This is a genomic window from Desulfolithobacter dissulfuricans, assembly GCF_025998535.1.
GTDB lineage: Bacteria > Desulfobacterota > Desulfobulbia > Desulfobulbales > Desulfobulbaceae > Desulfolithobacter > Desulfolithobacter dissulfuricans.
Map to the genome: position 1 here is coordinate 935,568 of NZ_AP024233.1, position 18,430 is coordinate 953,997.

Below are 18,430 nucleotides of genomic sequence, written 5' to 3' on the forward strand. Positions count from 1 at the left end.
GATATTTATTAAAAACTGATGATTAAATCACAGCTGAAACAACTTGTTGACGACTGCTTTGACCAGGGGGTCGCAAAAGGCCTCTGGACCGACGCTGCGGCGGGAAAGTATACCGTGGAGGTTCCCCGGCACGAGGGACAGGGGGATTTTTCCACCAACATGGCCCTGGTGGTGGCGGGCAGGGAAAAACGCAACCCGCGGGAAGTGGCGGGCCAGCTGGCCGACATGCTGGCCGCTCACAGCCATATCATAGACAAGGTGGAGATCGCCGGGCCGGGCTTTGTCAATCTCTTCCTCTGTGACTCCATCTGGAGTTCGGTTCTCACGCCCATCCATGAGCAGGGTGAGCGGTTCGGGCTCAGCAGCCTGGGTGAGGGGACCAGGGTCCTGGTGGAGTTTGTCTCCGCCAATCCCACCGGCCCGCTCTCCATCGGGCATGGCCGTAACGGGATCCTGGGCGACACCATAGCCCGGCTCCTGGAGGCGGTGGGCTATGACGTGAGCCGGGAGTATTATTTCAACGATGCCGGCCGGCAGATGCGGGTGCTGGGCGAATCGCTCAAGGCCCGTTACCTGGAGCTGCTGGGAGAGGAATATGAGTTTCCCGAGGACGGCTACCAGGGCGGTTACCTCTATGATATCGCCCGCTCCATCATCGATGAACAGGGGAGCGCCCTGAAAGACAGCGAGGTGACGGTCTTCAAGGAGATCGCCCAGAAGGCCATCTTTGCTGACATCGACCAGACACTCAAGCGGATCGGTATCCATTTTGATTCCTATTTCAACGAGCATACCCTGTATGAAAAGGGACTGATCGACGACGTGGTGGCCCGGCTGCGGGAAAAGGGCCTGGTATATGAAAAGGACGGGGCCACCTGGTTCAAGACCTCCGAGTTCGGTCAGGAGCAGGACCGGGTCATCATCAAGAAGAGTGGCGAGCCCACCTACCGGCTGCCCGATATTGCCTATCACCGGGAAAAGTTCCGCCGTGGTTTCGACTGGATGATCGATATCTTCGGTGCCGACCATATCGCCACCGTGCCCGATGTCCTGGCCGGGGTCCGGGCGCTGGGCTATGATGATTCAAAAATCCAGGTAGTGCTGCACCAGTTCGTTACCCTGACCCGGGAGGGGAAACAGGTCAAGATGTCCACCCGCAAGGCCACCTTTGTCACCGTCGACGAACTGGTGGACGAGGTCGGGGTGGATGCTCTGCGCTTTTTCTTTCTCATGCGCAAGCCCGATTCGCAGCTGGAATTCGACCTGGACCTGGCCACCAGGGAAAGCCAGGAAAATCCGGTCTACTATGTTCAGTATGCCCATGCCCGGCTCTGCAGTATCGAGCGCCAGGCAGCTGAGAAAGGGGTGATCATCCCCTCGCCGGACGAGGCGGACCTGGGCCGGCTGCAGGAGGTGGAAGAGTACAACCTGCTGAAAACCATGGCCGAGTATCCAACGCTTGTGGCCGGGGCGGCCCGCGATCTGGCCCCCCACCGGATTATTTTCTATCTCATGGATCTGGCCGGCCAGTTTCACAGCTTCTACAACAAGCACAAGGTCCTGGGCGAGGATCCTGAACTCACAGGGGCCCGGCTGGCCCTTTGCGCCGGTCTCAAGACCGTGATCGGTAACGGTCTGCGTCTGGTGGGTCTGAGTACCCCGGAAAAAATGTAACCAGTAACCAGTAACACCTCCATGGCCCGGAAGAAAACAACCCGATCCCGGAAAAAGAGCCGAACCGGAAAACGGTTCCGGTTCCAGCTCAGCCTGAGCGGTCTGCTGGGTATCGGGGTGGTCTGTTTCTGTCTCTTTCTCTGGATGTTTCTCCTGGGGATCTGGGCCGGGCAGACGATTCTGCTGCCGCCGGCGGAGAAAGAGCGGCGCAGCGCCACTGTTGAACAGAAACCTGGCCGGGAGACACAACTGCCCGTTATCCGGCCAGAGAGCAGAAAACGGGCCGTGACCCCTGGGAAAACCGGTTGAGCCAGGGTTCGGCCTGGGCCAGCGGTATCGGATCGCCGGGGAATGCACCCTGTTGATGGCTTGACCGGATCGACCGGGCTGAGTACTATACAATATTTTTATGGTTACCTGCAGAGATACACAGATGCCGGGCCGTATCCGGCCGGCCCGGATGGGTGATGTGCCGGATATTCACGGACTGCTGCGTCAGTTTGCCAGCCAGGGGCTGCTTCTTGGCCGTTCCATCAGTTCCCTTTACGACAGTCTGCGTGATTTCATCGTTTTTGAGGCCGATGGCGCGATTCAGGGTGTATGCGCCCTGCATATCTGCTGGGAAGATCTGGCGGAAATCCGTTCCCTGGCCGTTCCCGAGCAGCAGCAGGGGCGCGGCATCGGCACCAAGCTGGTGAATTCCTGCCTGGACGAAGCCAGAAGCCTGGAGATCGGCCAGGTCTTCACCCTGACCTACCAGCCCGGTTTTTTTCGGAAACTGGGTTTTACCGATATCGATAAGCGGGACCTGCCCCACAAGATCTGGAGCGATTGTCTCAACTGTCCACAGTTCCCCGATTGTGACGAGGAGGCGCTTATCTGGACGTCACCCGATTTTTCCGCCGCCGGTACCGGGTAACGTTTAGCTGGCGCCTGCAGCCACGTCCAGGCAGGGGCCAGAGTTCACCAAGAGAAGAGTTACGGAGCGACTCCGTACGGAGATACAGATGATTGGAAAAGCATTAACGAAAGTTTTCGGTTCAAAAAACGATCGAGAGATCAAGAAGCTGCGTCAGGTGGTGGCCAGGATCAATGATCTGGAACCGTCGGTTGAGCCCCTGTCCGACGAGGAGCTGGCCGCCAAGACCGTGGAATTCAAAGAACGGATCGCCAAGGGGGAATCCCTGGATGATCTCCTGCCCGAGGCCTTTGCCGTGGTCCGTGAGGCCGCCAAAAGGGTGCTGGGCGAGCGCCATTACGATGTCCAGCTCATCGGCGGTATCGTCCTCCACCAGGGCAAGATCGCCGAGATGAAGACCGGTGAGGGCAAGACCCTGACTTCAACGGCTCCGGTCTATCTCAATGCCCTGACCGGCAAGGGTGTGCACGTGGTGACGGTCAACGATTACCTGGCCAGCCGCGACGTGGAGTGGATGGGCCAGGTCTACCGGTTTCTCGGCCTGACCACCGGCTCCATTGTCCATGACATGGACGACGCCGCCCGTCGGGAAGCCTATGCGGCGGACGTGACCTACGGGACCAACAATGAGTTCGGTTTCGATTACCTGCGCGACAACATGAAGTTCGATATCAAGGACTTCTGCCAGCGCGGCTTCAACTACGCCATTGTCGACGAAGTGGACTCCATCCTCATCGACGAGGCCCGGACGCCGCTGATCATCTCCGGTCCGGCGGACATGAGCACGGATCTCTACCTCAAGGTGGACCGGATCATGCGCCATTTCAAGGAGGAGGAACATTACACCAAGGACGAGAAGGCACGTCAGGTCATGCTCACCGACGAGGGCGTGGCTCTGGCCGAAGAACTTCTCGGGGTGGACAACCTGTATGATCCCCGCAACATCAACTTCCTCCATCATGTCAACCAGGCCCTGAAGGCGCATGTGCTCTTCCAGCGGGACGTTGACTACATCGTCAAGAACGGTCAGGTGGTCATCGTCGATGAGTTCACCGGTCGGACCATGGAGGGACGGCGCTATTCCGACGGGCTGCACCAGGCCCTGGAGGCCAAGGAAGGGGTCAAGATCGAGCGCGAGAACCAGACCCTGGCCTCGATCACCTTTCAGAACTACTTCCGCATGTACGACAAGCTCGCCGGCATGACCGGTACCGCCGATACCGAGGCAGCGGAGTTCAAGAAGATCTACAACCTGGACGTGGTGGTCATCCCCACCCACCAGGAGATGATCCGCAAGGATTATCCCGACGTCATCTACAAGAACAAGAATGCCAAGTACCGGGCCATTGTCCGGGAGATCAAGGAACTGCACGCCAAGGGGCAGCCGGTCCTGGTGGGCACCATTTCCATCGACGTGTCGGAAAAGATATCCAACATGCTCAAAAAAGAGGGCATACCCCATGAGGTCCTCAATGCCAAGCACCATGAGCGCGAGGCCGAGATCGTGGCCCAGGCCGGACAGAAGGGCAGGGTGACCATTGCCACCAACATGGCTGGCCGGGGAACCGATATCAAGCTCGGCGAGGGAGTACGCGAGCTGGGCGGCCTGCATATTCTCGGTACCAGCCGCCATGAATCGCGCCGGATCGACAACCAGCTCCGTGGTCGTTCCGGCCGTCAGGGCGATCCCGGTTCATCCCGGTTCTTTCTCTCGCTCGAAGATGACCTGCTGCGGATTTTCGGCTCCGGCCGCCTGAGCTCGATCATGGACAAGCTGGGCATGGAAGAGGATGAGCCCATCGAGCACTCGATGATCTCCAAGGCCATTGAAAATGCCCAGCGCAAGGTGGAAGGTCACAACTTCGATATCCGGAAGCACCTGCTGGAATATGACGATGTCATGAACAAGCAGCGGGAGGTGATTTACCGTCAGCGCCGGGAAGTGCTTGAGAGTGACAATGTCAAGCAGATCATCGACGACATGATAGCTGACCTGGTCGACGGCCTGGTGGAGGAATACGCCATCGAACGGACCCCGTCCGAGGATTGGGACTGGCAGGGACTTGGGGAACGGATGGCCGAGCTCTTCAACCTGGAGCTCAATGTTCCTGAAGAGGAACGGGAGGGTCTCGATGCCCAGCGTCTGTCCGAACTGCTCCTTGACCAGGTCAATCAGGCTTATGCCCGGCAGGAAGAGCACAACGGTGAAGAGCAGATGCGCCATCTCGAGCGCATCATCCTGTTGCAGATGGTGGATACCCACTGGAAAGAGCATCTGCTCAATATGGACCACCTCAAGGAAGGTATCGGCCTGCGGGGTTATGGGCAGAAAAATCCCCTGGATGAGTACAAGAAGGAAGGGTTCAACCTGTTCATGTCCATGATCCAGACGGTCAAGGAACAGACCGTCGGGACCCTGCTGCGGGTGCAGATCGTCCAGGAGGACGAGGTCGCCCGGTTGGAAGAAGAGCGGCGCCAGGAGCGTGAACGGGAACTGGAGATGGCCCGCCTTGCCTCGGCGGCCAGCGAGCAGGAGAACAAGCCGGTCCAGCGCAAGGAGCAGAAGGTGGGCCGCAATGCCCCCTGTCCCTGTGGTTCGGGCAGGAAATACAAAAAATGCTGCGGCAAGATCGGCTGACAGGGAGCAGAGCCTGCCTGCATCCGATAGCCTGAAAATGAAACAAAAAAACCCGCCCGGGGATTCCCGGAGCGGGTTTTTTTAACCTGTCTGGATTGAGAGCAGGGTTAACCGATGGTTACGCTGGTATCTTCATCCTGTGCATCGGGATACCATTCCAGTTCGATTTCCAGGCTCCGCTTGGTACCCTTTCTCTTCTTGGTTTCATCCTCCACCTTGATCTCCAGGACCATGGAGCGGGGGAAATCGAGAACGATCTCGTTGCCCCCCTGGCTGAGGGTCATATGGCCCTGCTCGATCTTATCCGCCATCTGGCGCAGCATGGCGCATACTTCGGTTACGCTCTTTTTCTCTTCACTCTTGAACAGAACTTTTTCGCGTCCCATAAAGACCTCCTGTTTATTTGTTGTATGGGGCGTGGGGCATGATTGCCCATGAGTTCCATATATATTATGGGATCGAAAATAGGTGGTGTCAAGGTGTCCACGTGATAGCTTTTGTTTTTTATCTCGTTGTTTTTGTTTCGATTTTTTATGATCTATCTTTCGGAATAATCGACGGTTCGCGGGCCGGATCGACCGGATACCCCCTGGCTTGCAACACCGCTCTACCCACGCAGTTTGTCCGGGGCAAAGAGGTTCTTTTCCATGTGCTTGATCTCGTCGATGCCGGAGATGACGATTTCAGGATCGGTCTGCAGGAGTTCCGGGGCCAGCTTACCCTCGTACTCCACGTTGGAGAGAATATGTTTGATGCAGTTGAGCCGGGCCTTTTTCTTGACGTCCGAGCGGATGATGGTCCACGGGGTGAGGGTCCGGTTGGTTTCGTTGAGCATCTGGAATTTCTTCACCGAGTACTTGTCCCAGTATTTCTGGGCCAGGTTGTCCACCGGTGAGAGTTTATATTGCTTGAGCGGATCGGTCTTGCGGGCCTCGAACCGTTTGGCCTGCTCCTCCCTGGAGACGGAAAAATAGAACTTGAACAGTTTGATGCCATCCTTGACCAGCATCTCCTCAAAGAGGGGAACGTCTTTTAAAAACCGTTTGTGCTGCTGGTCGGTGCAGAACCCCATGACCGGCTCGACCATGGCCCGGTTGTACCAGGAGCGGTCAAAAAGTACCAGTTCCCCGGCAGCGGGCAGGTGCGGGACGTAACGCTGGAAATACCACTGGGTCAGTTCGGTGTCGCTGGGCTTGGAGAGCGCCACCACCCTGGTGTTTCTGGGATTGAGAAAGGCGGTGATCCGTTTGATGGTTCCGCCCTTTCCGGCCGCATCCCGGCCCTCGAAAATGGCCAGGATACGCATGCCGGTGGCCTTCATGTGGGTCTGGAGTTTCATCAGTTCGATCTGCAGCTGCTTGAGCTCGATCTCATACTCGAGCTGGGCCTTTTTGACCCAGATAGGGCAGTGGTTTGGGCTCTCTTTCCGGTCCTTGAACTTATAGGCTGTTCCTTCGAGCAGCCTGAAATCGGCCCGCATATCCTTTTTATTTTTTTTGTTTTTATGTTTCTTGTTCTTTCCGTGTTTGGCCTGGCCCATGGCTACCTCCGGGATATGTCCATTCCTTGGATGGCTACGAGAGAAATTTTCCGTGTTTTTTGCGCTGTTTTTCCATGATTTTCAGCTCTTTGTTCCCCGGGACGATGATCGCGGGATCCGGAAGAAAATCCAGCGTCCGGCTTCGGCCCGTGTACTTGGTGGAGCTGAGAATGAGCTTCATGGTGTTGAGCCGGGCCTGATGCTTGTCGTCGGAGCGGACAATGAACCAGGGGCATTTTTTGGTGTGGGTCTTTTTCAGCAGCCGGTACTTCATCTCGGTGAACTCGTCCCAGAGTTCCTGGGCCTGGAGGTCCACCTCGCTCAGCTTCCACTGACGCAGGGGATCGTTTTTGCGGCGCTCGAAACGGCGGGCCTGCTCTTCCTTGGAAACCGAAAAATAGAGTTTGAGCAGGGTGGTCTTGCCGTCATCGATGAAGTTTTCCTCGTAGATGGTGACTTTTTTCATGAACCGCCGATACTGTTCCTTTGTACAGAACCCCATGACCGGTTCCACCATGGCCCGGTTATACCAGGACCGGTCAAAAAGGACGATTTCTCCGGCCTGGGGAAACTGCTCGATGTAGCGCTTCATGTGCAGCTGGGTGCGCTGGATGGAGTTGGGCTTGCCCAGGGCCACAACCCGGTAGTGCTTCTCGTTCATGTAGCGGGTGACCCTCCGGATGGTGCCGCCTTTGCCCGAGGCGTCGCGGCCGTCAAAGAGAATGATCATCTTCTTGCCGGTTCGCTCAAGGTGGTGCTGGAGCTTGATCAGCTCGGCCTGGTAGGGCTTGAGTTCCTCGGCGTTGTAATATTTTTCAAGTGCTCGTTCGAGGATCTTGTCCTTGTCTCGCTTGCGCAGGATCTTGCGTATTTTTTTCCATTTTTCATCGGTTGACTCAAAGGCGTCGAGTTTTTCGTCGATCCGTTCCAGGGCCTCCCTGATGATTTCCGACATCCGGAAATTCTGGGTTCCCTCTGAGTCTGCGGTGATCGCGGCCTGCTCTTCTGGTGTTTTCCGCGGGGCTTTGCCTGCCATTGTTCTTTTCCTCCCGTTGTCATGGCAGCGTGCAGGCGTATTGCTCGCTGCAGCCACGGACAGAAATCGCATGGTGTCGTTTTTGACCGCTCAGGCGGCCGGTGAAACGCTTAACCTTTAAAAGTATCACATATTTCTCCACAGGGACAGTTTTTCCTGGATGGGGCACCACAGGGCCGGCTTCAGGAGGAAAGAAGCTCGGTCAGCCGGTGAAGCGGGGTGCGGATCTCACAGCGCACGTCATGGATGTGGATACTCTCGAAACTGAGCGAGGTGATGACAAGAAAGGCATCGCCGGGAAGCCTGTTACCCAGGATGGTTCCGGCCGCCCTGGCGGTCTCCCGTACGGTATCTTCGGCAAACTGCGGCTGACCATGCGACCGATAGACGATTTCTGCCTCATCCGGTCGTTTCAGGAGGTCCTGGGTGGTGTGCAGGGCCTTGGACAGACAGAGAAACAGATCATCGTAGGAGAGCGCATTGTCCCGGCTGGTGACCCGGATAGTGGTCAGGGAACGCTGGGAATGGGTGGGAAGCAGAGACGAGTCAGCGGGAAAGCCCGGTAGTTCCCGGTTATAGAGCTGGGTACAGGGACAGGCCGTGATATGGTGCAGCGACAGGCCCATGGTCACCAGGGGCGCGCTGTCCTTTTCCAGGATGATTTCCGCAGAGATTTCCGCACTGTCCACCGATACCTTGTCGCTGATCACGGTCCTGCTGAGATGGGGAATTTTGCCCCGGAGTTCTATCCGGACCCTGGTGCCGTGCTGGCGCTCAAGAACACGATCGGCGAGTGCGCAGCCATATTGCCTGAGATCGGAAAAATCTGTCTCGTAGAGCTCAGAGACCACCTCCTCCATGCGCGACATGTGGATGCCCTTGACCGCTGGAGGCAGGTTGACCGCAATATCTGCTGAAAAGGGTATTCTGCCCTGGGGTAACCGGACCCATACCGTTTTGTTGCTGATCCCCGCTTCGGTGACCGCAAGATCAAAGGCCGGCTGCTGTTCCGGCACGTCGGTGCAGTGCTGCAGGGCCCGTATGTGGGCGGTATCGTCAAAGCTGCTTTTCAGAGAAGAGCGTGCCTCTGCAGGCTTGTGAACCAGTCCTGGACCGTGTTCCATGTGTGATGCTCCTTGGAGACAATATGTAAATGGGTGGTGAGAAAATCAGCCAGGTCCCGGTCATCCGGGCAATGGCTGGCCGCGTAGAGCTGGACCCGCCGGACCAGGGCCGGTATCTCTTTCGATCTGGTGCCGTCCAGGCAGCATATGGAGTCCCGGTGCAGGTAGCGATCAGTGATGATCTGCGGGCAGAAACCAAAGGGGAGCCGGGTGGCAAGGCGGAGAAAGAAACACCAGTCCTCTCCCAGCGGTTCATCACCGAATCCACCGGCTGCCCCGTAGGCCTGCCTGGTGACAGCCACGGACGAGGGGACCAGGAAACACCAGCGGGCCAGGCGGGAAAAACAAAAACACTCCCCCGGAGCGATCGACCACTGATCCGGGATGAGGAAATTACAGCCACCGATCTCGTCCACGGTCCGGGTCCGGCCAAAGGCCACCTGGAAACCATCTTCAATCTTCCGGCGCAACAGCGCGGCATGATCCGGGTGCCAGCGATCATCGGAATCCAGAAAAAGAAAGAGATCCGCCCCGGAGGCCCGGACCCCGGCGTCCCTGGCCAGCCCCGCTCCCAGGCCATCGGTCCGCAGGACGATGATTGCGGGATAACGCTCCCTGATCAAGGCCCCGGTGCCATCGGTGGAGCCATCGTCCACCACGATGATTTCATCCACCGGCTCTGTCTGGCAAAGGACACTGTCGATGGCCCGGGTGATCATCGTTTTTCGGTTACGGGTGGGAATGACAGCTGCGGTCTGCATGTAAAATATCCCTGTGATACTGCCTGATCAGGATTGGTTACTGATCTCCATTGTAGCAGGGGAAAAGAAAAAGACAACCTCGTCAATCCGCTTCGATACCACATCGTGTACATGGTAACGGACTGGATTTCCAGGATATATGCTTGGGCCACAGAGATTGTCCGTTGCCTTTATCTTCGGGCTTTACAGGGAAAAATTCCGGGTGTCGTTTGCAATTTTTTGATCTTCCTGCCTATACTGGGTTGAAGAATAGAGGACCTGAAAAGGCAACAACGAATCAATATTGGAGGTAGTAATGACCGCAGGAAGAGTCAAACTGGCCGTCGTATTCTGGCTGCTTATGTGTGTCACGGCCTTTGCGGCCATGGATTATAACTTTGTCGAACCCGATCAGCTCACCAGCTGGCTGGACAGCAGGGAGCCGCTGCTCCTGGTCGATATCCAGAAACCAAACGATTTCAAGAAGCATCATTTCTTCGGCGCCGTGGAGACCGATGCCTATCCGGTGAAAACCGGTGGCGAGAGGCGCAGGCTCAAGAAAGCCGTTGATATGTTTGAGGAAAGTGGAGGCACGGTGGTCATTATCGGCCCCCGCGGAACCAGGGCGGAAAAGCGGGCCTTTGAATATCTGCGCAATCACGGCGTCCCGGCTGACAAGATCTATATCCTCAAGGGCGGGATAAAGAAATGGCCGGACAAGGAGATGCTTCTCGATACCGCCGGAGGCTGTGCCTGAGCGGCCCGGTCCTGCGATCCATCAATCTATAACTGCTGGTTGCCGGGCGGGAAGCAGAGAGCCGCTTCCCGGATACGCCCGGCCAGCGTGTGCTCCACGAAGGCAGCGGTCCGGGGAAACATCAGGTCAAGGTACTGGCCGATTTCTTTCTCCGTGGCCGTTGTTTTTGTTTGGCAGAACAAACATTTTCTTTCCCCGCCACCGGTGGATGGCAGACCGTGTTCCTCCAGCAGGTGCCTGGCGATGTGCTTGTCGGAAAAGGGCTCGTAGAGCGGGTAGGCGGTGGTGATACCGAACTGGCTGGAAAAATCGGCCAGTTTCTCCATGAACACCTGGGTCTGCTCCGGGTAATAGCCCTGTTTGGAGGTGTAGCCCACCAGAATCAGGGGCACATGGTTGCGGATGCAGTAGATAATACCCTTGGTATGCATGGCCAGCTTGCAGGCCACGCAGACCAGGTTTTTCCCGCCGCAGCGCGGCATCAGGTCTTCGTAGTGGTCCAGCCACAGTCCCTGGAACAGCCTGCCGCTGTCCAGCTCTATGTACTCTGTATCCGGTTCCGGTCTTCCTGTCGGACTCTGGGCCTTCAGTATCTCCCGGGCCACCTGGTAGCGTTGCTGCGGGAAGCTGTGAAAGCGGCTCATGCCGTTTTTCATGTGCAGCAGGTGGATGGCCTGCGGTCGGGGATTTCAGGATGACTTCCCTGCATGGCAAGGGCGTAGAGGGCCAGGGAGTCCTTGCCCCCGGAGAAGAGAATGGCCAGATCGTGTGGTTGTTCCATGGCTGCAGTACCTGGTTCTGGTTATGATCGGTTTTTTCGGGGTATCCGGTAGCGGAGAAACAGCTCTCCTGTGGGGGCGGCCCGCCACTGTGCAAGCATAAGCTCCAGCATGGGAGCACCGAGATGATCGGGTCCGTCTGCCAGGCAGGCGGTGTCAACCCTGCCCGATATCTTCGGAGCCAGGGTCAGCAGCAGTTCATCGACAATGCCCGCCCTGAGCGCCTCGTGGTTGAGGCGTCCCCCGCCTTCGATCAACAGCCGTTTAACGCCCCGCCCGGCCAGTTCCTCCAGGACCGCCTCCAGAGGGACCATGCCCCGGGAATCCACGTCCGTGCCGATGATTTCCGCGGTTTCGCCCATGGATTCCCGCAGGGCTGACATCCGTTGCCCGGGGCAGAAGACCAGCGGCCGACAGTCCGGATCGGAAAAAATCTTTCTGGTCCGGGGCAGGGCGGTGGAGGATGTGATCAGGCAGCGCAGCCGGGCCGGATCCAGGATCCCGTCCGGGCCGCGCATCTCAGGGTCCGACTCCCTGAGCGAGCCGGCCCCCAGCAGGCTGGCGTCGGTTTCCGCGCGCATCTGCTCGAGAAATCTCCGGTCCTCCCGGCTGCCGAATCCGGCCGGGGCAATCCTGCCATCCAGGGTGGCGATGCAGATGATACTGACTTGCATGGGGTTCTCAGTTGAGTTTGCGTCCCTGGCGGTACATGACACCATATATGGGCGGGAGCAGGTTTTCGGCCAGGGTGCGGACCACCCTGTCCACGTCGTAGGGGGTACGGAAATGACGGACCCGGACCTGGTCCCCATTCAGCTCGAGCACCGCCCATGAGGCCGCCGGATTACCGTCGAACATGCGGCCCACCGAGCCGGGGTTGATGAAATGGCGGCCCAGAACCTTCTTGTGATAGGGGGTATGCGAGTGGCCGGTGATGATGATGGAGCAGTCGGTCTTCCTGGCCAGCTCCTGAAAGCGAAGGGTCGGGGTATCGCTGAAGAGAAACTCATCCGGGCTCGCCGGGCTGCCGTGGAAAACGCCGATCCGCCATCCCTCCATCTCCAGTATCGCCTGCTGTTTCATCCCGCCTAGATAGGCAGCGTTTTCCGGGCTCAGGTGGTCCGCGGTCCAGGTGTACATGATGCGTTTTTCAGCCTTGCGCGGTTTTTTGAAATTTTTGCCCCGCAGCAGTCGCCGGACTTTGTGGTCGGTGTTGCCAAGGATGGAGATCACCTCGTGATCCCGCAGCCAGGCAAGGGTTTCGTTGGGAAAGGGGCATAGACCGTGGCGTCACCGGCGTGGATGATTGCGTCAAACTCGTCCGGGCTCCAGTGGGTGGCCACTGCCTCAAGTGCTGGAAAATTTCCATGAATATCGGCAAGCAGGAGGAATTTCATGTTCTGTCGGCACTGTCAGGCACTTTGAAAAATGGCGATTGTTGCGCAGTGGTGCAGCTTACCAGGTCAAGATACAGGGGAATGAAAAAATAAACATACCTGACCTGTGAAAAATTTTCAAAGTGGCCTTAAAAATCCAACGGACTCTTCGCCTCTTCCAGGGTAACGATTCTTACTCCCTGGCCGACATTCGGCATTGTTGTCGCGTAGTGGGTTCGTTCAACTACAGTTTGAACGTTGATGCAAGTTCACGCAATGCTTCCGACAGTTTTGACAGCTCCAACACACTTTCCATCATCTGTTTGCTTGCATTAGCCATTTCCAAGGTTGACTGATTGACCTCAGCGATTTCCTTTGAAATATCTGTAGAGACCATGGAACCCTGGGAGACATTTTCATTGACCTCCTGAAGCCCTTGGGCTGCCTGGGTCATGTTGTCTGCTATCTCCCTGGTCGTCGCTGTCTGCTGTTCCACCGCTGCGGCGATGGCTGCCACCGTATTGTTGACCTCGTCGATAACCGAGGATATCTGGGTGATGCTGGTGACCGTGTCCTTGGTCGAATTCTGAATACCTTCGATCTGTGCTTTAATCTCTCCTGTGGCTTCAGCCGTCTGCTTGGCGAGTTCCTTGATTTCATTGGCCACCACCGCAAATCCCTTGCCCGCCTCACCAGCCCTTGCCGCCTCGATGGTGGCGTTGAGCGCCAGCAGGTTGGTCTGGTCCGAGATATCGGTAATGGTCTCTGTAACCTTGCCGATTTCCACGGCAGCCCGTCCCAACTCATTGACCTTTTGCGAAGCTGTTTTTACGTCAGAGACGGCTTCACTGGAAATGGCACTTGCCCTTGAAGTATTTTCGGCGATTTCATTAATTGCTGAAGTCATGTCGTCGGTAGCCGAAACAACGAGGCTGATATTGGTCGTTGCCTCCTCGGCAGCAGACGCCACAGAATCCATATTCACGCTCATCTCCTCGGCGGCCGCCGCCACGGTGGAAGCTTTTGCACTGTTCAACTCGGAGATACCCGTCACCTGTTCAGAAATACTCGAAAGTTCAGTTGCCGCAGAAGACGTGGTGTGTACGTTGCCAACCAATTCCCCAATGAGTTTGCGTAAACTCAGGTTCATGGCATGCAGTGATGTCGTCAGGCTTCCTACCTCGTCTTTTCGCTTTCGCAACCTTTCCGGTACATCATTTGAGAGATCTCCACGGGAAATTTTTTCAAGAAGATCCACCGTTTCCTCTATGGGACGACTGATTCCGCGGGCGACCACAAGTCCGGAGCTGAAGCCGAGGAACAGGCCGAGTAATATAGTGATCAGAATCGCTCTTCTCGCCATAGCGACAACCTTGGCCGCTGCATCGTCCGACATGTCGCTCACCCTGTCGGCATCCTCAACGATGGAATCTATAACCGATGCTGCATTGTCTGCGTCCTGCTCCAGTTGCACTGTCAACTGCGCTGCCCTGTTCTTTGCCTGGATATAGTTACCGTGTTTGGCGAACAGACCATCGGGACCAATTGCCGTCTCCACCCATTGGTCAAAAGAATTTTTCAAATCCTCGACGGCCCGTTTCTCAGCTGTTGTTTCCGAAAACTGCAACAAGGTGTCAAAATGTGGCTTCATCAGTTCGACCAAGGCCGCAAATTCACGTTCGCTGGACGCTATTTCCTCCTCTGTTTCCCCAGCCAGGTATTCGCCGCTGGTATCTCGAAGGTCTGCCTGCAGGTACCGAAGGCGAAGAGCCGCCTCCACCATGGGATAATCGTGATCGAAAAGATTTCCGAGAATTCTGTTGAGTTCAGCCACAGAACCGTTTCCCCGGGCTTCCATGCTGTCACCCAACTCCTCGGCCACTGCCATTTCATCCCGATTTCTTTTTATGACTTTTTCAAGCTTTTCTGCCAGAGTTGTCCCCACGGTATCGAACTGTTCAAGTAACTGTTCTGCTTCCTTCTTGCTGACCAATTCGTCCCGGTGGGCGACATACATCTGCCCAACCCTTCTTACAAGAGATTGTTGCTTCTTCCTTGCCTCTTCAATTCTTTTGAGAATATCCGGGTCGGTGACCAGGTTTTTCAGCTCGTTATAGGCAACGTCATATTCGCCGGCAAGTTGGTCAAACTCGATCCGAAGTTGCTTGAGGGCTGCAACATCGTCTTCGGCCAATATTTCTTCGGCTACCTTGTTTGCTTCCCACAAATTGGCAATCAGATCGTCTGATGTTTCAACCATGGGAGCAGCAACGTCCACAACGCGGTTCAGAATTTTGTTGATCTTTCCGATGTAAATGAGACCGACTATGCCTCCAATACTGGCAACCACTGTCACCAGCGTGAACATCACGACCAGTTTTTTGCCTATACTCCACGAGTTCACTTTGCTCATACAGCTCTCCTATATAAAACTGTTTCTTGCTGCATGGGAGTCTATGTAGCAGCTTCCATCTATTAAGGCGCTTTATTCAGATTGTTTTTTCAAAAAAGACTGCGCAAAAATGATTATCAATAATAATTGGATACAAGACTGAAATGCACAAGTCAACTATTTTCAAATATTACTGGATATTATATCATGGTTATTACCGTTCAACGGAAGTGGATCATATTTCACTGGTGTCCGGTTATATCTAGCTGAAATCAAATAACATTTTTTGTGGATTGTCGATTTTGTGTTTAGCAGGCGGTCGTTCAAACAGCGCCCATAAACTCTGCCTTTTGAACAGGTTCAGCTGCAGTAACCGCTGGATTTGAGTAATTGACTGACCGAGATTTGTCAGGAACTTCATATAAGCGAGAACCAGCATGGTGATCAAGGCCACCCAGATCTGCGTCATGACAGCGTTGCGACTGGTGCCCAGAAAGGTCTTGATCTTCAGGTTCTGCTTGATCCACTTGAAAAACAGCTCGATCTTCCAACGAGCCTTGTAGATATCGGCAATGGTTTTGGCGGCAAGGTGAAAATTATTGGTCAGAAAAAAGTACTGCTTGCCAGTCTCTGGATCCCTGTAACCGATCCTACGTAACGGAATGGGGCAGTCACCGGCCCTGGGCCGGTCAGGATAATGGTCTGATCAGAGGTGAGTCCTTTGTTTTTGAGGACAGAGCGCCGTTCGACGACACGGTACTTGATGTTGCTTTTGAGACGGGTGACGAGGTAATTCTTTCTCTCATTGAGTTGGTAGAGCCAGGCAAAATCGATATAGGCTCTGTCTGCAGCCACAATGGAACCGGCAGACAGTGTCAGTGTTCTCGCAAAGGCAAGATCTGAAGTCTTGGCATCGGTGATACTGGCGAATTGCGGAATATGGCCATCCGCTGATAGGTTTTCTCGAAAAAGGCCTGGAAGAATTCAGCAGTCCGGTTGTTGTTTGCATCGGCAAGGGTGGATTTCTTCACCGGTTTTAATCCAAGGTGGTACAACCTGCCCGCCTGGGCCTGCAGGGACGCACTGATATCCCGAAGGCTTGCTCTACCGGTGATTTGCGCAAACATCATGGCTGTAAATTGTCCCCAGCGGCTCAACGCGCGGTATGTACGCTGGGGCCGAAACTGACCATTTTCCAGCGTTTGAAAATCATGTCTGTCAATAAGTTGGAGCAATTGAGCGAGTACCGTGTTGCCATGAGCCATGGCCTGAATCTCCTTTTATGTTAAGCTGTTAGCGGTAACAACAATATACACGAAAGGAGCTCTTCAGGCCGTATCTATTTCCTTAACCGGACAGCAGTGATTCATCGTAGATTTTGTGCAGTTTTCTGAGCATCAAATACTTTTCTCCGATCATGCGGAACCTGATGACCTTATTCAGTTTTCCCAGGGTATTGATAACTCGCGGATCCTTTTTGTCGGTTTTGTTGTTATCATTGGTCTCCACTACTCGGAATTTTGCTACGCACTCGGCATTGACATAGTTGGTGAAAAATCCAAGTCTCCTGGCAGTTCTCATGAGTTTATTCTGAAACTGTCCGGTCGGTTCGCAGATGATCCGCAACCCCTTTCTGCCATGCTCAAGGGCTATATCACGATAAGTGATCAGCCTTTTTTCAATAATTGTCGTACGGTTGCTGCAGGTGTCGGAAAATTCAGCCCCGTCGATTTCAAAGAAAAAGCACAGGGTATCTTTGTGAACATCCACCGAAATATCGACAATATTATCCAGGTTGATTTTCTGAGCAGTTCGCGTAACTTTCATTGTGGCTTCTCCTTTTGTGTTGATAGTATCCGTTGTGATCGAAACACTCACATTATACATCAGCTCTTGAAGGAGAAGCCTTTTTGCCTGGCTGCCAAATAGTATGTCCAGCGGACGGCAAAAAGCGCCGCCGCTGATGTGAGGCGTTATGCTTCAAGAAATTTTATCATAAAATAGAAATACCATGAAAGTATGCTACTGTGATGAAAGTGGAACAGGAGATGAGCCAATTGCTGTATTAGTAGGGGTTGTTGTCGATTCTCAAAGAATGCATGTTACAAAAGAGCATTGGGGAAGCTTGTTGGAAAGCTTATCAACAGCAATCGACAGAGAGTTAAGCGAGATACACACTCGTAACTTTTATGCTGGTAGTGGTATTTGGCATGGAATGGACGGAAATAAACGGTCTGAAGTGATTAGCCTTATATTTAATTGGATAAAGGAAAGGAAACATCATTTTGTATACTCAAGTGTTATAAAAGAAAAATATTATGCAAACCTAGAGGCAGGAAATATCCCCATTGAACTTAATACGTTATGGAGATTTCTTGGTTTTCATTTGGTTCTTTCTATGCAAAAAAAATTTCAGACCGAAAACAAAAATAAAGGGAATACTATCTTCGTTTTTGACAACGAGGAAAGAGAGCAAATGAGGTTTACAGACCTCATCAACAACCCGCCAGCCTGGAGTGAATCATATTACAGAAAAGAGAAGAAAAAGCCCCCTCTTAACCAAATAGTAGATGTCCCATATTTTGGTGACTCAAAACAAGTTCCCCTCATTCAAGTTGCTGATGTTATGGCTTTTTTTCTCAGTAAGCGCAAAAAGAACCGCATCTTCAATAACACGGTAAGTTCTGCCATACTGTCAAGCAACCATGATACCTAATCACAGGAGGTTGCGTATGAGCAGAAAGAACGAGCAGGTAAATGATGCACTTGGCCAGCACCACTGGCAGGCCCATGTAAAAGCTCTTGAACGGAGCGGTCTGAGTCGGGCCGAGTACTGTCGCCGGAGGGGATTATCCTACCATGCTCTGACCTACTGGTGCCGGAAGCTGGCCCGCTCCGATGGCAATCAGGAGAGAAGACTGGTTCCCGCCGGTGTTTTACATGGTGCCTGCCGGACTCGTGTCCAGAGAGGATCTGCTCCATTACGGATTACCTGCCTGCCCGGCAACCTGACCGTGGAAGTGGAGAACGACTTTTCGCCTTCTGCCCTTTCCAGGTTGCTGGCGGTCCTGGAGCAGCGATAATGTTTTTTCCCGCAAGTTCTGTCCGGGTCTATATCGCCCCGGGTCCAACAGACATGCGCAAGTCGATCAACGGGTTGTCCATTCTGGTTGCCGAGGAGCTGGAACTGGACCCTTTGTCCGGTCATCTGTTCGGATTCTGCAACCGGAAGCGGGATATGGTCAAGGTGCTCTACTGGGACAGCAACGGATTTTGCCTGTGGCACAAACGGCTGGAAAAGGATCGGTTCAGCTGGCCGCAGACTGAGGCAGAGGTCCTTGCCATCAGGGGTCGGGAGCTGGCCTGGCTGTTGGATGGCCTGTCCCTGGACCGATGCTGTGGGCACGAGGAACTGCGCTATGAATTGGTGGTGTAAAGCACACTTTTTTGCAGAA

General features: G+C 54.6%; 22 protein-coding genes and 1 pseudogene. 8 read left to right on the forward strand and 15 right to left on the reverse strand.

Going from position 1 to position 18,430, the window contains the following annotated elements; genetic code table 11:
• Window positions 1–18: 18 nt before the first annotated feature.
• From argS to secA, 4 genes are all read left to right on the forward strand, one after another.
• Complete coding sequence (gene argS, locus GF1_RS04000; protein WP_267928329.1) at window positions 19–1,674, forward strand: arginine--tRNA ligase; 1,656 nt, start codon at window positions 19–21, stop codon at window positions 1,672–1,674.
• A gap of 21 nt (window positions 1,675–1,695) precedes the next feature.
• Window positions 1,696–1,983 (forward strand): hypothetical protein, encoded by a 288-nt coding sequence (locus GF1_RS04005; protein WP_267928330.1) that lies wholly within the window; start codon window positions 1,696–1,698, stop codon window positions 1,981–1,983.
• A 124-nt stretch (window positions 1,984–2,107) separates the two neighbouring features.
• Window positions 2,108–2,593, forward strand: a complete 486-nt coding sequence (locus GF1_RS04010; RefSeq protein WP_267928331.1) for an N-acetyltransferase — start codon at window positions 2,108–2,110, stop codon at window positions 2,591–2,593.
• 88 nt (window positions 2,594–2,681) lie between these two features.
• Complete coding sequence (secA, locus tag GF1_RS04015) at window positions 2,682–5,231, forward strand: preprotein translocase subunit SecA (protein WP_267928332.1); 2,550 nt, start codon at window positions 2,682–2,684, stop codon at window positions 5,229–5,231.
• 107 nt (window positions 5,232–5,338) lie between these two features.
• On the opposite strand, the gene GF1_RS04020 is transcribed toward secA, so the two are convergent.
• The 5 genes from GF1_RS04020 to GF1_RS04040 form a co-directional block, all read right to left on the reverse strand.
• The gene (locus GF1_RS04020; protein ID WP_267928333.1) at window positions 5,339–5,617 is read right to left on the reverse strand and encodes an amphi-Trp domain-containing protein; all 279 of its coding nucleotides are present in this window, start codon (window positions 5,615–5,617) and stop codon (window positions 5,339–5,341) included.
• 221 nt (window positions 5,618–5,838) lie between these two features.
• Window positions 5,839–6,771 (reverse strand): polyphosphate kinase 2, encoded by a 933-nt coding sequence (ppk2, locus tag GF1_RS04025; protein ID WP_267928334.1) that lies wholly within the window; start codon window positions 6,769–6,771, stop codon window positions 5,839–5,841.
• A gap of 34 nt (window positions 6,772–6,805) precedes the next feature.
• A complete protein-coding gene (gene ppk2, locus GF1_RS04030) occupies window positions 6,806–7,807 on the reverse strand; it encodes a polyphosphate kinase 2 (protein WP_267928335.1) in 1,002 nt (333 codons plus the stop codon).
• A 182-nt stretch (window positions 7,808–7,989) separates the two neighbouring features.
• Window positions 7,990–8,931: a GTP cyclohydrolase, FolE2/MptA family gene (locus GF1_RS04035; RefSeq protein WP_267928336.1), complete on the reverse strand. Its 942-nt coding sequence runs from the start codon at window positions 8,929–8,931 to the stop codon at window positions 7,990–7,992.
• Window positions 8,877–9,692, reverse strand: coding sequence for a glycosyltransferase family 2 protein (locus tag GF1_RS04040; RefSeq protein WP_267928337.1), 816 nt, complete (start codon window positions 9,690–9,692; stop codon window positions 8,877–8,879). Before GF1_RS04040 ends, GF1_RS04035 begins: the two co-directional genes overlap by 55 nt.
• 295 nt (window positions 9,693–9,987) lie before the next feature.
• On the opposite strand from GF1_RS04040, the gene GF1_RS04045 reads away from it, so the two are divergent.
• Entirely contained in the window at window positions 9,988–10,428 is a 441-nt protein-coding gene (locus GF1_RS04045; RefSeq protein WP_267928338.1) for a rhodanese-like domain-containing protein, read from the forward strand.
• Between the two features lie 26 nt (window positions 10,429–10,454).
• On the opposite strand, the gene GF1_RS04050 is transcribed toward GF1_RS04045, so the two are convergent.
• The 10 genes and pseudogenes from GF1_RS04050 to GF1_RS04090 all read right to left on the reverse strand — a co-directional run bounded on the left by GF1_RS04050 (window position 10,455) and on the right by GF1_RS04090 (window position 16,802).
• Window positions 10,455–11,072 (reverse strand): hypothetical protein, encoded by a 618-nt coding sequence (locus tag GF1_RS04050; RefSeq protein WP_267928339.1) that lies wholly within the window; start codon window positions 11,070–11,072, stop codon window positions 10,455–10,457.
• Between the two features lie 8 nt (window positions 11,073–11,080).
• On the reverse strand, window positions 11,081–11,209 hold the full coding sequence (locus GF1_RS04055) for a hypothetical protein (protein WP_267928340.1): 129 nt from the start codon (window positions 11,207–11,209) through the stop codon (window positions 11,081–11,083).
• A gap of 21 nt (window positions 11,210–11,230) precedes the next feature.
• The gene (locus GF1_RS04060; RefSeq protein ID WP_267928341.1) at window positions 11,231–11,881 is read right to left on the reverse strand and encodes a RibD family protein; all 651 of its coding nucleotides are present in this window, start codon (window positions 11,879–11,881) and stop codon (window positions 11,231–11,233) included.
• 7 nt (window positions 11,882–11,888) lie between these two features.
• Window positions 11,889–12,440 (reverse strand): metallophosphoesterase family protein, encoded by a 552-nt coding sequence (locus tag GF1_RS04065; RefSeq protein WP_267928342.1) that lies wholly within the window; start codon window positions 12,438–12,440, stop codon window positions 11,889–11,891.
• The gene (locus GF1_RS04070) at window positions 12,437–12,604 is read right to left on the reverse strand and encodes a metallophosphoesterase family protein (protein ID WP_267928343.1); all 168 of its coding nucleotides are present in this window, start codon (window positions 12,602–12,604) and stop codon (window positions 12,437–12,439) included. Before GF1_RS04070 ends, GF1_RS04065 begins: the two co-directional genes overlap by 4 nt.
• A 223-nt stretch (window positions 12,605–12,827) precedes the next feature.
• Window positions 12,828–14,996, reverse strand: a complete 2,169-nt coding sequence (locus tag GF1_RS04075) for a HAMP domain-containing methyl-accepting chemotaxis protein (protein WP_267928344.1) — start codon at window positions 14,994–14,996, stop codon at window positions 12,828–12,830.
• A gap of 241 nt (window positions 14,997–15,237) precedes the next feature.
• Window positions 15,238–15,606 (reverse strand): annotated as a pseudogene (locus GF1_RS04080) (transposase); the annotation flags it as partial.
• Window positions 15,579–15,959: a transposase gene (locus GF1_RS16380; protein WP_353740448.1), complete on the reverse strand. Its 381-nt coding sequence runs from the start codon at window positions 15,957–15,959 to the stop codon at window positions 15,579–15,581. The gene GF1_RS16380 and the pseudogene GF1_RS04080, both read right to left, overlap by 28 nt.
• Window positions 15,851–16,240, reverse strand: coding sequence for a DUF4372 domain-containing protein (locus GF1_RS04085; RefSeq protein WP_267928345.1), 390 nt, complete (start codon window positions 16,238–16,240; stop codon window positions 15,851–15,853). Before GF1_RS04085 ends, GF1_RS16380 begins: the two co-directional genes overlap by 109 nt.
• Window positions 16,241–16,322: 82 nt before the next feature.
• Window positions 16,323–16,802, reverse strand: coding sequence for an IS110 family transposase (locus GF1_RS04090; protein ID WP_267928346.1), 480 nt, complete (start codon window positions 16,800–16,802; stop codon window positions 16,323–16,325).
• Window positions 16,803–16,986: 184 nt separating this feature from the next.
• On the opposite strand from GF1_RS04090, the gene GF1_RS04095 reads away from it, so the two are divergent.
• The 3 genes from GF1_RS04095 to tnpB are packed head-to-tail and all read left to right on the forward strand — an operon-like array spanning window position 16,987 to window position 18,411.
• Window positions 16,987–17,691, forward strand: a complete 705-nt coding sequence (locus GF1_RS04095) for a DUF3800 domain-containing protein (RefSeq protein WP_267928348.1) — start codon at window positions 16,987–16,989, stop codon at window positions 17,689–17,691.
• 16 nt (window positions 17,692–17,707) lie between these two features.
• Window positions 17,708–18,058, forward strand: coding sequence for an IS66 family insertion sequence element accessory protein TnpA (gene tnpA, locus GF1_RS04100; protein WP_267928349.1), 351 nt, complete (start codon window positions 17,708–17,710; stop codon window positions 18,056–18,058).
• Window positions 18,058–18,411, forward strand: coding sequence for an IS66 family insertion sequence element accessory protein TnpB (gene tnpB, locus GF1_RS04105; protein WP_267928074.1), 354 nt, complete (start codon window positions 18,058–18,060; stop codon window positions 18,409–18,411). Before tnpA ends, tnpB begins: the two co-directional genes overlap by 1 nt.
• The last annotated feature ends 19 nt before the right edge of the window (window positions 18,412–18,430 follow it).

Excerpts from the sequence above, each read along its gene's own strand:
- GF1_RS04010 (WP_267928331.1), top strand. The coding sequence starts at position 2,108 with ATGCCGGGCCGTATCCGGCCGGCCCGGATGGGTGATGTGCCGGATATT.
- GF1_RS04060 (WP_267928341.1), bottom strand. The coding sequence starts at position 11,881 with ATGCAAGTCAGTATCATCTGCATCGCCACCCTGGATGGCAGGATTGCC.
- GF1_RS04035 (WP_267928336.1), bottom strand. The coding sequence starts at position 8,931 with ATGGAACACGGTCCAGGACTGGTTCACAAGCCTGCAGAGGCACGCTCT.
- GF1_RS04040 (WP_267928337.1), bottom strand. The coding sequence starts at position 9,692 with ATGCAGACCGCAGCTGTCATTCCCACCCGTAACCGAAAAACGATGATC.
- GF1_RS04085 (WP_267928345.1), bottom strand. The coding sequence starts at position 16,240 with ATGGCTCATGGCAACACGGTACTCGCTCAATTGCTCCAACTTATTGAC.
- tnpA (WP_267928349.1), top strand. The coding sequence starts at position 17,708 with ATGAGCAGAAAGAACGAGCAGGTAAATGATGCACTTGGCCAGCACCAC.
- GF1_RS04020 (WP_267928333.1), bottom strand. The coding sequence starts at position 5,617 with ATGGGACGCGAAAAAGTTCTGTTCAAGAGTGAAGAGAAAAAGAGCGTA.
- GF1_RS04005 (WP_267928330.1), top strand. The coding sequence starts at position 1,696 with ATGGCCCGGAAGAAAACAACCCGATCCCGGAAAAAGAGCCGAACCGGA.
- GF1_RS04090 (WP_267928346.1), bottom strand. The coding sequence starts at position 16,802 with ATGAAAGTTACGCGAACTGCTCAGAAAATCAACCTGGATAATATTGTC.
- GF1_RS04055 (WP_267928340.1), bottom strand. The coding sequence starts at position 11,209 with ATGGAACAACCACACGATCTGGCCATTCTCTTCTCCGGGGGCAAGGAC.
- GF1_RS04070 (WP_267928343.1), bottom strand. The coding sequence starts at position 12,604 with ATGAAATTCCTCCTGCTTGCCGATATTCATGGAAATTTTCCAGCACTT.
- argS (WP_267928329.1), top strand. The coding sequence starts at position 19 with ATGATTAAATCACAGCTGAAACAACTTGTTGACGACTGCTTTGACCAG.
- GF1_RS04095 (WP_267928348.1), top strand. The coding sequence starts at position 16,987 with ATGAAAGTATGCTACTGTGATGAAAGTGGAACAGGAGATGAGCCAATT.
- GF1_RS04075 (WP_267928344.1), bottom strand. The coding sequence starts at position 14,996 with ATGAGCAAAGTGAACTCGTGGAGTATAGGCAAAAAACTGGTCGTGATG.
- ppk2 (WP_267928335.1), bottom strand. The coding sequence starts at position 7,807 with ATGGCAGGCAAAGCCCCGCGGAAAACACCAGAAGAGCAGGCCGCGATC.
- GF1_RS04045 (WP_267928338.1), top strand. The coding sequence starts at position 9,988 with ATGACCGCAGGAAGAGTCAAACTGGCCGTCGTATTCTGGCTGCTTATG.
- tnpB (WP_267928074.1), top strand. The coding sequence starts at position 18,058 with ATGTTTTTTCCCGCAAGTTCTGTCCGGGTCTATATCGCCCCGGGTCCA.
- secA (WP_267928332.1), top strand. The coding sequence starts at position 2,682 with ATGATTGGAAAAGCATTAACGAAAGTTTTCGGTTCAAAAAACGATCGA.
- GF1_RS04050 (WP_267928339.1), bottom strand. The coding sequence starts at position 11,072 with ATGAGCCGCTTTCACAGCTTCCCGCAGCAACGCTACCAGGTGGCCCGG.
- ppk2 (WP_267928334.1), bottom strand. The coding sequence starts at position 6,771 with ATGGGCCAGGCCAAACACGGAAAGAACAAGAAACATAAAAACAAAAAA.